Annotated in this window: 13 protein-coding genes; 12 read left to right on the top strand and 1 reads right to left on the bottom strand. The window is 35.4% G+C overall.

What is annotated here, in order from left to right; translation table 11 throughout:
- The first annotated feature begins 2 nt into the window (after positions 1–2).
- The 12 genes from frr to HLK68_RS13665 all read left to right on the top strand — a co-directional run bounded on the left by frr (position 3) and on the right by HLK68_RS13665 (position 14,074).
- Positions 3–560 (top strand): ribosome recycling factor, encoded by a 558-nt coding sequence (gene frr, locus HLK68_RS13715; RefSeq protein WP_006783771.1) that lies wholly within the window; start codon positions 3–5, stop codon positions 558–560.
- Positions 561–727: 167 nt separating this feature from the next.
- Entirely contained in the window at positions 728–1,204 is a 477-nt protein-coding gene (locus HLK68_RS13710; RefSeq protein WP_006783770.1) for a GNAT family N-acetyltransferase, read from the top strand.
- Between the two features lie 62 nt (positions 1,205–1,266).
- On the top strand, positions 1,267–1,446 hold the full coding sequence (locus HLK68_RS13705; RefSeq protein WP_132942898.1) for a hypothetical protein: 180 nt from the start codon (positions 1,267–1,269) through the stop codon (positions 1,444–1,446).
- A gap of 42 nt (positions 1,447–1,488) precedes the next feature.
- Positions 1,489–1,653 carry a hypothetical protein gene (locus tag HLK68_RS13700; RefSeq protein WP_162036064.1) on the top strand — a complete coding sequence of 55 codons (165 nt, stop codon included), beginning with the start codon at positions 1,489–1,491 and terminating at the stop codon, positions 1,651–1,653.
- 303 nt (positions 1,654–1,956) lie between these two features.
- A complete protein-coding gene (locus HLK68_RS13695; protein WP_006783767.1) occupies positions 1,957–2,721 on the top strand; it encodes an isoprenyl transferase in 765 nt (254 codons plus the stop codon).
- 13 nt (positions 2,722–2,734) lie between these two features.
- Positions 2,735–3,547 carry a phosphatidate cytidylyltransferase gene (locus HLK68_RS14525; RefSeq protein ID WP_006783766.1) on the top strand — a complete coding sequence of 271 codons (813 nt, stop codon included), beginning with the start codon at positions 2,735–2,737 and terminating at the stop codon, positions 3,545–3,547.
- Positions 3,548–4,705 (top strand): 1-deoxy-D-xylulose-5-phosphate reductoisomerase, encoded by a 1,158-nt coding sequence (dxr, locus tag HLK68_RS14520; RefSeq protein WP_006783765.1) that lies wholly within the window; start codon positions 3,548–3,550, stop codon positions 4,703–4,705.
- 14 nt (positions 4,706–4,719) lie between these two features.
- On the top strand, positions 4,720–5,976 hold the full coding sequence (gene rseP / locus HLK68_RS13685) for an RIP metalloprotease RseP (RefSeq protein ID WP_006783764.1): 1,257 nt from the start codon (positions 4,720–4,722) through the stop codon (positions 5,974–5,976).
- A 122-nt stretch (positions 5,977–6,098) separates the two neighbouring features.
- On the top strand, positions 6,099–7,361 hold the full coding sequence (gene proS / locus HLK68_RS13680) for a proline--tRNA ligase (protein ID WP_006783763.1): 1,263 nt from the start codon (positions 6,099–6,101) through the stop codon (positions 7,359–7,361).
- 210 nt (positions 7,362–7,571) lie between these two features.
- Positions 7,572–12,158 carry a PolC-type DNA polymerase III gene (locus tag HLK68_RS13675; RefSeq protein WP_009607161.1) on the top strand — a complete coding sequence of 1,529 codons (4,587 nt, stop codon included), beginning with the start codon at positions 7,572–7,574 and terminating at the stop codon, positions 12,156–12,158.
- Positions 12,159–12,292: 134 nt separating this feature from the next.
- The gene (locus HLK68_RS13670) at positions 12,293–13,042 is read left to right on the top strand and encodes a hypothetical protein (protein WP_006783761.1); all 750 of its coding nucleotides are present in this window, start codon (positions 12,293–12,295) and stop codon (positions 13,040–13,042) included.
- A 117-nt stretch (positions 13,043–13,159) separates the two neighbouring features.
- Complete coding sequence (locus tag HLK68_RS13665) at positions 13,160–14,074, top strand: alpha/beta hydrolase (protein WP_055163665.1); 915 nt, start codon at positions 13,160–13,162, stop codon at positions 14,072–14,074.
- A 16-nt stretch (positions 14,075–14,090) separates the two neighbouring features.
- On the opposite strand, the gene HLK68_RS13660 is transcribed toward HLK68_RS13665, so the two are convergent.
- Entirely contained in the window at positions 14,091–15,395 is a 1,305-nt protein-coding gene (locus HLK68_RS13660) for an MFS transporter (protein WP_055163668.1), read from the bottom strand.
- Between the last annotated feature and the right edge of the window lie 15 nt (positions 15,396–15,410).

Genomic DNA, 15,410 nt, shown 5'->3' with positions numbered 1-15,410 from the left:
AAATGCCTAAAAATGTATTAAGTAACGCAGAAGCTCGTATGAGCAAAGCAATTGATTCTTTAAAACGTGAATTTTCAGTATTACGTACTGGACGTGCTAGTGGAGCTTTATTAGATAATATTCAAGTTGATTACTATGGAATGCCTTCACCAATTAATCAAATGGCACAAGTAACAGTACCAGAACCTCGTCAATTAGTGGTAAAACCATACGACAAATCAATGTTACAAGCAATTGAACGTGCAATCAATGAAGCGAACATCGGGTTAACTCCAAACAACGATGGGGAAGTCATTCGTTTAAATGTTCCGGCTTTAACAGAAGAACGTCGTCGTGAATTAGCGAAAAAAGTTAAAGGATTTGCAGAAGATGCGAAGGTTGCAATCCGTAATGTTCGTCGTGATGCAAATGATGAATTAAAAAAATTACAAAAAAATGGTGAAATTACTGAAGATGCATTAAAAGGTTACACTGAAGATGTACAAAAATTAACAGATAAAAAAATCAAAGAAGTTGATGCAACTGCAGACGAAAAAGAAAAAGATATCATGTCAATCTAATTTTTAAGCCACTCTTTTTGGGTGGCTTTTTTATTTGATTACATAGAGACTTCTAGATGAATAATTTATCAAAAAGGCAAGGAATCTTGTCTTTTTTTTCATTTTTATAGGACATCATACGTAAGATGTAAGGTAGGTTTTTAAATACCTCAGGAGGAGGGAGAAAAATGTTTAGGTTCGCTGAGGTTGGGTATTTAACAGATGGTGAGATTGATTTGATATTAGAAAAAAAAGTACCAGCAAATTTAGAACCTTTTCATGTGCCAGCATACCACTTTAAAATAAAAAAACATTTAACATCAGTTGAAATAGGAAAAATAGATATTAGGATTGGACATAATGAAATGACGTTTTATGGAGGAAATATTGGTTATGAAATTTATCCACCCTATCAAGGGCATCATTATGCAGCAAAAGCTTGTCTAATTATAAAAAAAATTGCCTTATTACATGGAATGACATATGTTTATATTAGTTGTTTACCTGAAAATATCCCATCTAATAAAACGTGTCAGCGATTAAAAACATCATGGCTTGGTACTTATTTGATACCATTTCATAATGAGATGTATTTAGTTGGAGTCAGACAAATTAATGTTTATGAATGGATTTTAAATTCAAATGAAGGATTTCGATATGTATAAATATCGACAATTAAAGACATATTAATGGTATCATTCTAAAATATTAATGAGGAGGCAAAAATATGTCAAAAAATCATAAAAAAGGTAAACATTCACAATCGAATAATAGAAGCAAATTAACCAAACGTATGGAGGTTGAATTTGGTTCTGAATTTGTAGGTGATGCTAAACGTGCTGCACAAGCAGTTGAAACACGCGTTAAAAATAATGCCTTACGATATGGATTTGGCCAAGAGGATTAGTAGCGATATAATAAATCAAAGCTTTAAAAGGCTGTGATTTATTTGAAAAAAAATCAAGATTGCTTTATTAAGTTAAAAGGGTCACTAAAGAATCAGAAAAAAGACGTCGAGATGGCTCAAGAACTAGATGCGATTACTAAACTTGAAATTTCGCGTATTAAGACAAAGGTGAGACGTAAGTGGCTGACAAATAATCACTCATCATAATTCAATCAAGATGAGATAATATTTTAGAATGATTTTCAATAAAGATAAAAGAGAATCCCCCTACGTGTCTTTAGGACAATAGGGGGATTCTTTTGATAAAGGCTTAATCTTTTGAGCATGATAATAACAAGATTAAAAATCAGATTATTTCATAAAATTAGGTTCATAATGATGCAGAAGGTTAATAAAAATATTAAAGACATTGAGATAATTTGTATAAAACCTACTTTGTCTGTGGAAAAAAGATGGTAAGTATATTAAAATATACAGGATAGGTTAATTTTATGAAAGGCGGTTTCTTGAATGTTCTTTAAAAAGAAAACGAAGACACAGGTAAGTAAAGAGCAGATTTTAAAAGCTCCTCTACCTCAACATATAGCGATCATTTTAGATGGCAATGGAAGATGGGCTAAAAAAAGAGGATTACCAAGAACAGCCGGTCATCAAGAAGGCGCGATGAATGTCCGAGAAATAACAAAGTTATGTGGGAAACTTGGTGTAAAAGCATTGACGGTCTATGCTTTTTCAACTGAAAATTGGAAACGCCCTGAAGAAGAAGTTAAATTTTTAATGAAACTTCCGTTAAAATTCTTTGATGAGTTTGCACCAGAATTAATCGAAAATGATATTAGATTAAAGGTCATTGGGAATACTGAAGACTTACCGACTGAATTACAAGAGAAAATTAGGGAATTATCACACCAAACAAAAGATAATCAAACGATGACATTAACTATTGCACTTAATTATGGTTCTCAGGATGAAATTAAACAAGCTGTTCAACAAATCGCTAAAGAAGTGAAGGCTGGAGAACTAAAGGTTGAAGAAATTACTGAAGATGTTATTGAAAATCATTTAATGACGCACGATTTGCCTCCTCTTGATTTAATGATTCGGACGAGTGGAGAGCAACGCATTAGTAATTATTTATTATGGCAGTTAGCTTATGCAGAGTTATATTTTACCTCTGTGGCATGGCCAGATTTTAAAGAAAATCAATTGTATGAAGCCATTTACGATTATCAAAAACGTAATCGACGTTTTGGTGGATTAACTGAAACCAAATAAAGGAGAGTAAAAAATGAAGCAACGCGTATTGACAGCTATTGTCATCATTGCAATAGGATTACCCATTTTGATTTATGGGAGATTACCTTTTATTATTTTAGGGGTATTACTTGCTCTAGTTGCCTCTCAAGAAATGATTGATATGAGAGAAACAATTTCTAAGACACCAGTAGAGATTAAAGTATTTACGATGATTGCAATCTTAATGATTGTGTTTAGTTCATTTGATTTTAGAACATTGAGTTTTACAGGGACACTTGTTTTTGGACTGGGAACCATGGCATTATTTCTGTTTATTTTATTACTTGCAGTTGTTACGAGAAAGCAATTTACAGTTAATGATGCCGGATACTATTTGTTAACAATCTTTTATATCGGATCTACTTTTCATTCTATGATTTTCTTACGCTCACTTGGGTTAAATTTATTTTTATTTATGATTATCGTAGTGGCCGTAACCGATTCTGGTGCTTATTTTGTAGGACGAAAATTAGGTAAACGTAAATTAGCCCCATTAATTAGTCCAAATAAAACAGTGGAAGGATCGGTTGGTGGAACGATCCTTGGTGTTTTAGTTGGAAGCATTTTTGGAGTGATAACGGGCGTTTCAGATCATGTTATCGTTTTAGCCATGATGAGTTTAGTTGTAGCAGCTGTCGCCCAATTTGGAGATTTAGTAGCCTCTTCAATGAAACGTGAGTATGGAATCAAGGATTTTGGAACATTATTCCCAGGACATGGTGGCGTTTTAGATCGATTTGATAGCCATTTATACGCGTCATTAGCTTTATATATTTTAATTAATGTCATGAATGTGGTGATTTAGATGAAAAATATTTATTTATTAGGAGCAACAGGTTCTATCGGAACACAAACATTAGATGTCATTCGCATGCATCCTGAGGCGTTTCGTTTGATTGCTTTTTCATCAGGACGTAATATCGAATTAACGAAGCAGATTATTGAGGAGTTTCAACCTGCTTATGTTTCAGTCATGGAGGAAGAGTCAGCAATGACTTTAGAGGCGTTATATCCAAACGTTGAATTTGGGTATGGAGCACAGGGACTTGAAAGTGTGGCAACTTATCAAACCGATTTAGGTGGTGAGGATTTTGTTGTCACAGCAGTCATGGGGTCTGTTGGATTACTTCCGACATTAAAAGCGATTGAAATGGGGCGCAATATTGGAATTGCAAATAAAGAAACCTTAGTCACAGCAGGACATCTGGTGATGGAAAAAGCGAAGCAGCATGGTGTTAAACTGTTGCCTGTGGATAGTGAGCATTCAGCTATTTATCAATGTTTACAAGGTGAAGATGCTAAGGCGATTAAGAAGCTAATTATTACAGCCAGTGGTGGATCGTTTAGAGATTATACCCGTGAAATGTTAAAAGAAGTGACACTTGAACAGGCCTTAAATCATCCTAACTGGTCAATGGGAGCTAAAATTACGATTGATTCGGCGACGATGATGAATAAAGGACTAGAAGTCATTGAAGCGCATTGGCTGTTTGACATGCCATATGAACGAATTGAAACGATTTTACATCGCCAAAGTATTATCCATTCAATGGTTGAATTTGAGGATACGAGTATTATTGCGCATTTAGGAACGCCTGATATGAGAATTCCGATTCAATTTGCGATGAGCTATCCAGAGCGTATGGATTTAAAACAAGGGAAGTCTTTAAATTTAGCAGAAGTTGGAACATTGGAATTTAAGCCAATGGATTTTGAACGTTTCCCATGTTTAAAAATGGCATATGAGGCGGGGATGCAAGGGGGGAGCTGTCCGACTGTTTTAAATGCCGCAAATGAAGCAGCTGTTGATTTGTTTTTACGAAATAAAATTAGCTTCTTAGAAATTGAGACAGTGGTTGCGGAGGCCTTAAACAAACATCAAAAGATTGACCACCCATCACTTGAACAAATCTTACAATTAGATCAAGAGGTTAGACGAGATATTCTAGCAAAATATGAATAATAGAGGGTGAATAAATGTTAGGAATTTTAAGTTTTATTATCGCACTAGGTGTTATTATTTTAGTTCATGAACTTGGGCATTTTATTGTAGCTAAGAAGGTCGGAATTTTATGTCATGAGTTTTCAATTGGTATGGGACCAGCCGTATGGAGCAAGAAAAAGGGAGAAACGACTTATTCAATTCGTGCTATTCCACTCGGTGGTTATGTGGCTATGGCTGGGGAAGAAGCCGAAAAAGAAATGGTCAAAGTGGGACAAAAAGTTGGATTATTACTTGGAAAAAATGCTTGTGTTGAAAAAATTTATCTAAATCCGGAATTAAGAACCGATTTAGTAGTTGGAACGATTACAGAGATTGATTTGTATAAAGCCTTAACGATTAGCATTGAAACAGAACAACAACACGTTTATCATTATCAAGTTGATCATGATGCTTTTTACGTATTTGATAAGGGATCCCAGCAAATTGCTCCATACGATCGTTGTTTAGAGTCAAAATCTAAATGGGCTCGTTTTGCGACAATGGCAGCGGGAGCAACAATGAACTTTATTTTAGCGATTGTTTTATTATTTATGGTAGGACTCGTCAATGGAGAAACGATTTATTCTAATAGGTTAGGAACGATAGTAGATGACTCCCCGGCACAAGTGGCAGGATTACAAGTAGGCGATCAAATTATTGAGTATAATGGACAAAAAGTTGAGTCATGGGACGACTTAATTAATGCCATTGATTCGACAACAGAGGAAACAACCGTTGTGATTGAACGAAATAATCAAACAAAACAATTAGTGATTACTCCTAATCTTGTAGATGGAACACCAAAAATTGGAATTGGGGTTGATTATGAACATCCACTTCGCAGTGAACATTCACTTGGTTATGCAATTAAATATTCTGCGCTACAAACGAAAAATGCTTTTATGCAAATCTTTGAAACGTTTAAAATGTTATTCGTGACAAAAGAAGCAGGGGTTAGTGATTTAGCAGGGCCCATTGGAATTTATACGATGACGTCTCAAGTGGTCACATATGGATTAACCTCATTTGTTATTTGGATTAGTTTCCTAAGTGTTAACATTGGGATTATGAATTTACTGCCATTACCTGCGCTTGATGGTGGACGTATTTTATTTGTTTTAATCGAAGCCGTTATTGGACGTCCGGTTGATCGTAAGGTAGAAGGATATATTCATGCAGCTGGATTAATTTTATTCTTAGGATTATTTGTTTTTGTTAGTTTTAATGATGTTCTTCGTTTATTTAAGTAAGAACTCGAAAAACTAACTTGAAATGAAGGGTAAAAGATGCGATAATGAAACATTGAAAGTATATGTATGTCGAATTTTACTATTAATTATGGTAAATGTCGCATTCTTTAGGAGGACAAACAATGAAACAATCGATGATGTTTATTCCAACATTACGTGAAGTTCCTAGTGATGCAGAAATTCGTTCTCATCAATTTTTACTTCGCGCTGGATTTATTAAACAAGTAGCAGCGGGAGTATATACTTATTTACCACTTGCAAAGCGTGTTTTAAATAATGTTGAAGGAATCGTTCGTGACGAATTAGATGCCATTGGCGGAAATGAATTATTAATGCCAGCGTTACAACCAAAAGAATTATGGGATGAATCAGGACGCTGGGATGTCTATGGTTCAGAGTTAATGCGATTAACAGATCGTAATAATCGTGAATTTGCATTAGGTCCAACACATGAAGAAGTTATTACTCATGTAGTTCGAGATTTCTTAAATTCATATAAAAAATTACCATTAACAGTTTATCAAATTCAAACGAAGTTTCGTGATGAAGCACGTCCTCGTTTTGGATTAATGCGTGGTCGCGAGTTTATTATGAAGGATGCCTACTCTTTCCATGCCACACAAGAATCTCTAGATGAAGCTTATAACAACTTTGTTAAAGCTTATACAAATATTTTTACTCGTTGTGGATTAAACTTCCGTATGGTAGAAGCTGATAGTGGACAAATTGGCGGATCTCAATCTGCTGAGTTCATGGCATTAGCTGAAGTTGGTGAAGATACTATTGTTTATTCAACAACAGGTTCGTTTGCAGCTAATATTGAAGTTGCTGATTTAGAGGTGGGAGCTCCATCTCCTGATGGTGTAGGCGTTGTGGCACATGCTAAAGGAATTGAAGTTGGACATGTGTTCAAATTAGGAACAAAATACTCAGAACCAATGAATGCGGTATTCTTAGATGAAAATCAAAAGAAACAACCAATTATCATGGGATGCTATGGAATTGGAGTTAGCCGTGTGATGATGGCGGTTATTGAACAAAACAATGATGAAAATGGAATGATCTGGCCAAAAGGAATTGCTCCATTTGATATTCATGTTGTTCCAGTTGATGTGAAAAAAGCGGATCAATTAGAAGCAGCAGAAAATATCTATGCTGAATTAAAAGCAGCTGGATTTGAGGTTTTATTAGACGATCGTAAAGAGCGTGCAGGGGTTAAATTCTCCGATGCTGATTTAATTGGGTTACCAATTCGTATTACGGTTGGCCGTGGAATCGCTGATGGAATTGTTGAAGTTAAAGTCCGTCAAACAGGTGAAGTTGCTGAAGTAGCAGTGGCTGACTTAATGACATTCGTTAAAGAAAAATATGAAACATTAGCTTAGTTAGAAACCCTCTCAAAAGAATTTGAGAGGGCTTTTTATATTCTTAGGTATAATAATGAAGTAATGGCAGAAATTATAGGAGTTAGTAAGCGGTTAAGGCCATTCGACATAACGATTTTTTTAGTGAAAATAGTTAGAAAAAATGATAAAATGAATAAGTTGCAATTTATAAGATAAATTGAAAGTAATGATTTAAAAGGGGGGAAACCCATGCAAAAACAAATGGAAATTTTGCTAGAACAAATTCAATATCCTGATCATCAGCTTTTTTTATTTGAGCAAAAGATGATTGAAAAGGTGGATGCCCTACGAAAAAACCAAGAACTGATTTTTCACTTAGTATTTGATACACCCTTAGTTCCAGCAGCTTTTTATGAATTTTATTCCCGTTTTGATCAAACGTTTAGTAAAATTCAAACGATAAATCAAGCTTCTTTTTTAATTAGATATTTAAGTCAGCCGACTGAAGAACAAATATTAGAATATTGGCCACTTATGATTGAATATTTAAGTCGTCAAGATTTATTAATTCGTTGTTTAGAAAGCTTTTCAGTTAAGGTTCAGACAAATGAGTTACACATTGAAGTGAAAGATGAGCATTATTATAACGAAATTGAACAAAAGTATGCCAATAACATTTTAAAGGCGTATGAGCGTTTTGGATTTGGATTACAGACAGTAAAACCTGTTTACTCTGCTAATGCCAAGTCAGACGCTGATATATTAGCAGAACGAGAAACGACGATGCCACAAATTGTTGAAGTACCTAAACCAGTGGAAGCCCCACCAGTGGAACAGCCTAAACCAAGCTATCGAAGTGAAAGCTATAGTGGAAGCCGTGGAGGTTATAGTCGTAAGGAACCTGAAGTGACAGATACTTCAATCGGTGGTCCAATTAATGGAAATCCGATGAGTTGTAAAGAAATTGACGATGAAATGAGTCGCTGTATTTTAGAAGGTTATATTTTTGATGCAGAATCACGCGACATTCGAAATGGTGAAATGTTACTCGTGACGGCGAAGTTTACGGATTATACCGATTCCATTTATATTAAAATGTTTGCCAAGTCAGCTGAAACAAAGAAAATGGTACCTAAACTTTTAGCAAAAGGTAACTGGGTTCGTGTCAGTGGGAAAATTCAATTTGATACGTTCTCAAAAGAGTTATCAATGATGGTAAATGCGGTGAATGTCATTGATGCCAAAACAGAGCCGAGAAAAGATTTGGCGCCGGAGGGTGAAAAGCGTGTTGAATTACACGTTCACTCTAAGATGAGTGCCATGGACGGCGTAACAGATATTGGTGATTATATTAAACAAGCTGCGAAATGGGGTCATAAAGCGATTGCCTTAACGGATCATGGAGTCGTTCAAGCCATTCCAGATGCCTATCATGCCGCGAAAAAAAATGATATTAAAATTATCTATGGAGTGGAAGGATATTTAGTTGAAGATGAACCCTTATTAGCTTGGAATGAGAAATCGATTCCGTTAAATGATGCCACGTATGTTGTTTATGATGTCGAAACGACTGGGTTCTCAACGAACTATGATGTGATTATCGAAATTGCAGCTGTCAAAATTAAAAACGGAACGATTATTGATGAGTTTTCTGACTTTGCTAATCCACATCGAAAATTATCTTTAAAAACGATCGAATTAACGCATATATTACAAAGTGATGTTGATAATGCTCCGGAGCTTGAGGATGTCATGAAACGCTTTAAAGAATGGTCGGAAGATTGTATTTTAGTCGCTCATAATGCGGCATTCGACATGGGACATTTAGAGCAAACATATAAACGTTTTAATTTAGGAGTTTGTGACAATCCTGTTCTGGATACCTTAGCTTTAGCGCGTGTCCTTTATCACCATCAATATGGAGTGTATTGGAACTATGCAACAGATGCGACCATTGATGAAAAATTTAAACGTAAGATGAAGCGATTTAACTTAAAAGCTTTATCAAAATTCTTTAAAGTTGATTTAACCCAACATCACCGTGCCATTTACGATGCGCGTGCAACGGGTCAGGCATTTATTCTAATGCTTCGTGATATTTTAAAATTAGACATTAAAACGCATGATGAAGTCAATCAGTTAGTCGATAAAGAAACCTCGTTTAAACTTGATCGAACAACACATGTGACGATTTTGGCGCAAAACCAAGTTGGATTTAAAAATTTATTCAAAGTTGTGTCGCAATCGATGACGTGCGATTTATATGGACAGCCACGTATTCGAAGAAGTTATTTACAAGCTCATCGAGAAGGATTGTTAATTGGTAGTAGTTGTGTAAATGGTGAGGTCTGGGAAAGTGCATTAAATAAGCCATATGAAGACTTACAAGAAAAGGCGAAATTTTATGATTATTTAGAAGTACAGCCACCCGAAGTTTATTCACATCTCATTGATCAAAACTCAAAAGAGATGGCTCAGTCCATTATCGAGACGATTAAAACGATTATAAAAGTGGGTGAAGAGTTAAATATTCCAGTGTGCGCAACCGGAGATGTTCACCATTTAAATCGTGAAGATAAACTTTATCGTCAAATTTATACGCGCACACCAATGATTGGAGGAGGACGCCATCCTCTAAATCATCCAGATATTAAAGAAATTCCAAGTATGCATTTTAGAACAACAGATGAAATGTACCATGATTTTAGTTTTTTAGATGAGGCGAAACAAAAAGAAATCATTGTCACTAATCCAAATGCAATTGCTGATTCTTGTGAAATGATAAAAGCGATTAAAGATGAATTGTTCACGCCTGCTGATGATTTCTTAAAAGATAAAGGGATTCCAAGTATCAAGGACCGTTTAACTGAAATGTGTTATGAAAGAGCACATGAGTGGTATGGGGAAGAATTACCTCAATATGTGCTTGATCGTTTAATTAAAGAGTTAAATAGTATTATCGGAAATGGATTTGCCGTTATTTATTATATCTCGCACATGCTTGTAAAAAAATCATTGGATGATGGTTATCTAGTAGGATCACGTGGTTCGGTTGGATCGTCTTTTGTTGCAACTTTGACAGATATCACAGAGGTTAATCCGCTATCACCGCATTACCGTTGTCCAAACTGTTTATTTGCGGCTTTTAAAATGAACGAAGAGGAGAAACAACGCTATGGAATCCGACCAGAGGAAGAAGCATTCCAAGACATTTTAGCAAATGCTGAATCTGGTTTTGATTTACCAGATGCAACTTGTCCACATTGTGGCACTAAGATGCGAAAAGATGGACATGATATCCCGTTTGAAACCTTCCTTGGATTTAAAGGAGATAAAGTACCTGATATCGATTTAAATTTCTCTGGTGAATATCAGCCAGTTGCCCATTTATATTGTCGTGAAGTGTTTGGTGATGACTTTGCGTTCCGTGCTGGAACGATTGGTACCGTTGCTGAAAAAACAGCCTTTGGTTATGTTAAAGGGTTCCTTGAAGATACCAATCGTGAAATGCGAACGGCTGAAATTGAACGAATGGCTAAAGGATGTGAAGGGGTTCGTCGTACATCAGGACAGCATCCGGGTGGGATTATTGTTGTTCCTAACTATATGGATATCTATGATGTGACACCGATTCAATATCCAGCTGATGATCCAACAGCAGAATGGAGAACCACACATTTCGACTTCCACTCAATTCATGATAATTTATTAAAACTCGATATTCTAGGGCACGATGATCCGACGGTTATTCGTTATTTACAAGATATCTCAGGTATTGATCCAAAAGATATTCCAACGGATGATCCTGAAGTTTATAAATTATTCTATTCAACAGAATCATTAGGGGTAACGCCAGAACAAATTCGTTCGACAACGGGTTCTTATGGGGTTCCTGAATTTGGGACACCGTTTGTTCGTAATATGTTAGAAGATACCAAACCGAAGACATTTGCCGAATTAGTTAAAATTTCAGGGCTATCACATGGAACTGACGTTTGGTTAAATAATGCGGCAGATTTAGTTTCCGGAAAATATGATAAGTTTGGAAAAGTTGAATTCAAAAATGTTATCGGATGTCGTGATGATATCATGGTTTACTTAATGTATGGTGGACTTGAACCTGCCTTAGCGTTTAAAATCATGGAGTTTGTTCGTAAAGGATTAGCGAGTAAAAATCCAGATGGATGGAAAGAATTTGAAGAAGAGATGCGTAAGCATAAGATTCCAGAATGGTATATTTGGTCATGTGGTCAAATTAAGTACATGTTCCCAAAAGCCCACGCGACAGCTTACGTTTTAATGGCCATTCGTATCGCGTGGTTTAAAGTTCATCATCCTATTTATTATTACTGTGCTTATTTCTCAAAACGTGCAGATGTTTTTGAAATGGAAACCATGATTAAAGGACCTGATGCCATTCGTAAACGTTTAGATGAAATTGAAGAAAAAGGGTTTGACGCAACACCAAAAGAGAAAAACTTAGTGACCATTTTAGAGATTGCATTGGAGATGACAGAGCGTGGTTTCTACTTCCAAAACTTCAATATCGAAGAATCAAATGCCGTAGATTTTAAAATTTCTGAGGATGGAAAATCACTCATTCCGCCATTTACGGCATTAGATGGTTTAGGAGAAAACGTGGCAAGACAAATTGTGGCTGCAAGGGAAGAAGCGCCGTTTGTAACCATAAAAGAAGTCCAACAACGTGGAAAAGTTTCTAAAGCCTTAATTGAAAAATTACAATTAATGAATGTTTTTGGAGATATGGAGCTTGGAAATGATAAACCAGCTAAAGCAGCAACGCAACCGCCAAGCAATCAATTAACTTTATTTTAAATGCAAAAGAGACTAGATATTAAATCTAGTCTCTTTTTTAAAGAAAAATATATTGTAAATATATTCATCCTTGCTCATAAATTCCCGATTCTAACTCATACTAACCGTATAAATGATGAAAGGAGAAGATTTGGATGTTTATGGATACGATGACTCCTCCAGCTATTGAGGCGTATATAGAAGTACAGACCCCCTATATCTTCGATATGAAGCTTGGAGATGTAACAGGTGATCAAGTTGATGATTTTATTTATTTAGCAGGAAGTAAATCAAGTCCAGATGCGATTTATCAAGAGGATTTGACACTTTTTATTGTAGATGGGATTACGAATGAAACAATCACACAAGTTTTACCATTAAAAGGAGGATATGGGGGAATGCTTTTTGTCGGGGATTTTAATCAAGATTTTATTGAGGATGTCTATGTATCGGTTAGTTCTGGTGGAAGTGGCAATATTAACTATTATTATTTATATAGTTTTAGAGAAAAAACGCCTATTCAATTGTTTGATTATGAAAAATTTAATGAAGAAACTCAATGGCAAGTGACGTTCCAAGACGGATTTAAAATCGAATTAACCAATGGGTTTAATCAAACGTTTAGATTGGATGTATCTAAAAAAGATTTACAATTATTATCTAAGTACTACAATCCGGATGGAAGCGTTAAGGGAACGATTAAAGGCGAGGTATTACCGCTCGGGGGATTGGCACCGATCATTACTCCACTAGGGAATGGAACTTACGATTTAGTGGCTTCGCAACGCATAATTGGAATTGCAACAGTTGATGATTTTGGTGTGATTGAAACCTATTTAACGTTTAAAGGACAACGTTTTAATCCATATGAAATTGTGGTGGGAGATCATCAATTTTTTAAATAAAGTGTATGAAAAGGGTATAAAACAATTGATTCATCTATTATGAACGTCTTAAGTAGTTGGAATACGTCAAGAAATATGGTACAGTATAGATATGAAAGATGAAAGGGGCCACATTTCTTGAAAGTTCAAATGGTAGATGGTCAGGATATAGAACTCTATATTTATGAACCACATGCAGATATTCGAACACGTGGAGTGATTCAACTCGTACATGGCTCATGCGAACACGCCGGTCGTTATGAAGCATTTATTAATTATTTAACAGATAAAGGATACATCGTTTATGCGAATGATCATCGAGGTCATGGTAAATCTGTTTCATCACCAGAGGACTATGGTTACTTTGGAGAGGAAGATGGATGGCAGATGATGGTGGATGACTTAAAGAGTATTAACGATTTAATTCATGCTCACAATCCAGAATTGCCAATTGTCATGCTTGGACATAGTATGGGATCTTTTCTCGCAAGACATTATGCGATTGATTATGGTGAAACGATTAATGGATTGATTTTATCTGGGACGGCACATAATCCGAAATTTTTGCTTAAGATAGGCCAATTTGTATCACGCCTAGCAAAACGATACCAAGGATCTAAACATCGAAATAAATTAATTAATCAGTTATCTTATGGAACATTTAATCGTAATCTTCCCAATGCTAAAACGGCTAGTGACTGGATTTGTTATGATGAAGAAGTCGTACGTGAATTCGTCGCCGATTCGAGTTGCGGATTTATTTTTACCAATGCCGGATTTTATGATTTATTTACGGGATTATTGTATATAACAGATGATAAAAACATTGAAAAAATGCCACATGATTTACCTGTTTTATTTATCTCGGGTGAGGATGATCCTGTAGGTGAAGAAGGTAAAATGGTAAAAAAAGCATTTCATGCAATGCAAAAAGCACAGCTAATCAATGTTCAGATAAAATTATATCCACAGATGCTTCATGAAATCTTAAATGAAAAAAATAAGTTAGAAGTTTATGAAGATATCTATAACTGGTTAGAAACAAATATATAAAAAAAGTCGTCTAATTCTAGACGACTTTTTTATGTTTGAATTTTAAGAAGAGACTTAGTTTTCCCCCTTTTTTATAACCGATAAAACTCGTTAAGATCCCCATTAAGGAAATAATAAAAAAGATATTAAAACTTAATTTAAATTGTTCAGCGCTATAATGACGAATATTATTAACGATACTTCCATTAAAGTTAAAGTCTAGTGTGAACCCAATAAATTGTGTCACAAGGGAACTAGCAATAAATTCACCAGCATTGATGACGCTACTGGCTAAACCACTATGTTTTGAATCGCAATAAGAGGTAATATCGGTAAAGGATAAGATGTGAGAGGTCGCCAAAAATCCCATTGAAAAAAATAAAAAAGGAAGAATCCAAAGAGGCGGGTTACCATTTACCCAAAATAAAAAATAAAACCAAATGAGCGAGATTCCCAGACAACAGAAACGTTGACAAACTGGGATATTTCCTTTAAATAATATTAACAATTTAGAAATAAAAAGAGAGCCTATGATCAGACCTAGTAAAATAAAGGAAATATAAAAGGAAGCGTGAGTTGAATTAATGTGATAGACGGTTGTTAAATAATTAATTCCCCAAACACCACTTAAAGCAGTGGTACATCCAACCAGTGTAAATAATGAGAAAAAGTTACGCCAAATCGCTTTATTTTTAAAAGTTGATAAAATCGCCTCCTTAAGTTCCAGTTTGGTTTGTCCTGGCTGTGAAACTAGTGGTGCATATCCGTAATTGGTTGGGGAATTAGAAACAAAGAAGTAGATTAGAATGGAAATCATGAGGCATAAAATTCCTGTCCCAATCATAGAAAATCGCCATCCTATCAAACCAATTAATATCGAAAGCGGAAAGGTAGCGGATAATCCACCAGCATTGCCAATGAAAGAAAGGAATCCTGATACTTTGACAAAGTCGTTTTTTGAAAACCAAATGGATTGTGCTTTTAAAACAGAGATAAAAATAACAGAGGTTCCAAGTCCGATTAGTAGGCGACCTAAAAAGGCTAAGGATAAATAAGGCGTCAATCCTAATAAGATGGATCCTATTCCTGTTATGAAGATTCCGATGCCGCTTACTTTACGATAACCGTAGTAATCCAGTAACAGGCCAGCAGGAATTTGCATGAGGGCATAAGTGTAGAACGTAACCGATGCGATTTGGCTAATTTCCGATGCGGTTGCATTTAGATCATAGCTTAAATAAGGTGAGATAACCCCCATTGCACCTCGATGAAACAGAGATAGAACAAAAGAAAAGGCTAAAATAATCCAAATTCTCCACTTGTAAAACTCATAACTTCTCATTAGAATTCTCCTTTT

The sequence above is a fragment of the Turicibacter sanguinis genome, from assembly GCF_013046825.1.
In the GTDB taxonomy this organism is placed as follows: domain Bacteria; phylum Bacillota_I; class Bacilli_A; order MOL361; family Turicibacteraceae; genus Turicibacter; species Turicibacter sanguinis.
The sequence above is the reverse complement of the archived record's forward strand: the minus strand, read 5'-3'. Positions and strand labels throughout refer to the sequence as shown.

Bases quoted from the DNA above. Each gene is read 5' to 3' on its own strand.
- HLK68_RS13670 (WP_006783761.1), top strand. From the start codon at position 12,293: ATGTTTATGGATACGATGACTCCTCCAGCTATTGAGGCGTATATAGAA.
- HLK68_RS13660 (WP_055163668.1), bottom strand. From the start codon at position 15,395: ATGAGAAGTTATGAGTTTTACAAGTGGAGAATTTGGATTATTTTAGCC.
- dxr (WP_006783765.1), top strand. From the start codon at position 3,548: ATGAAAAATATTTATTTATTAGGAGCAACAGGTTCTATCGGAACACAA.
- HLK68_RS13695 (WP_006783767.1), top strand. From the start codon at position 1,957: ATGTTCTTTAAAAAGAAAACGAAGACACAGGTAAGTAAAGAGCAGATT.
- HLK68_RS13705 (WP_132942898.1), top strand. From the start codon at position 1,267: ATGTCAAAAAATCATAAAAAAGGTAAACATTCACAATCGAATAATAGA.
- HLK68_RS14525 (WP_006783766.1), top strand. From the start codon at position 2,735: ATGAAGCAACGCGTATTGACAGCTATTGTCATCATTGCAATAGGATTA.
- rseP (WP_006783764.1), top strand. From the start codon at position 4,720: ATGTTAGGAATTTTAAGTTTTATTATCGCACTAGGTGTTATTATTTTA.
- frr (WP_006783771.1), top strand. From the start codon at position 3: ATGCCTAAAAATGTATTAAGTAACGCAGAAGCTCGTATGAGCAAAGCA.
- HLK68_RS13710 (WP_006783770.1), top strand. From the start codon at position 728: ATGTTTAGGTTCGCTGAGGTTGGGTATTTAACAGATGGTGAGATTGAT.
- proS (WP_006783763.1), top strand. From the start codon at position 6,099: ATGAAACAATCGATGATGTTTATTCCAACATTACGTGAAGTTCCTAGT.
- HLK68_RS13675 (WP_009607161.1), top strand. From the start codon at position 7,572: ATGCAAAAACAAATGGAAATTTTGCTAGAACAAATTCAATATCCTGAT.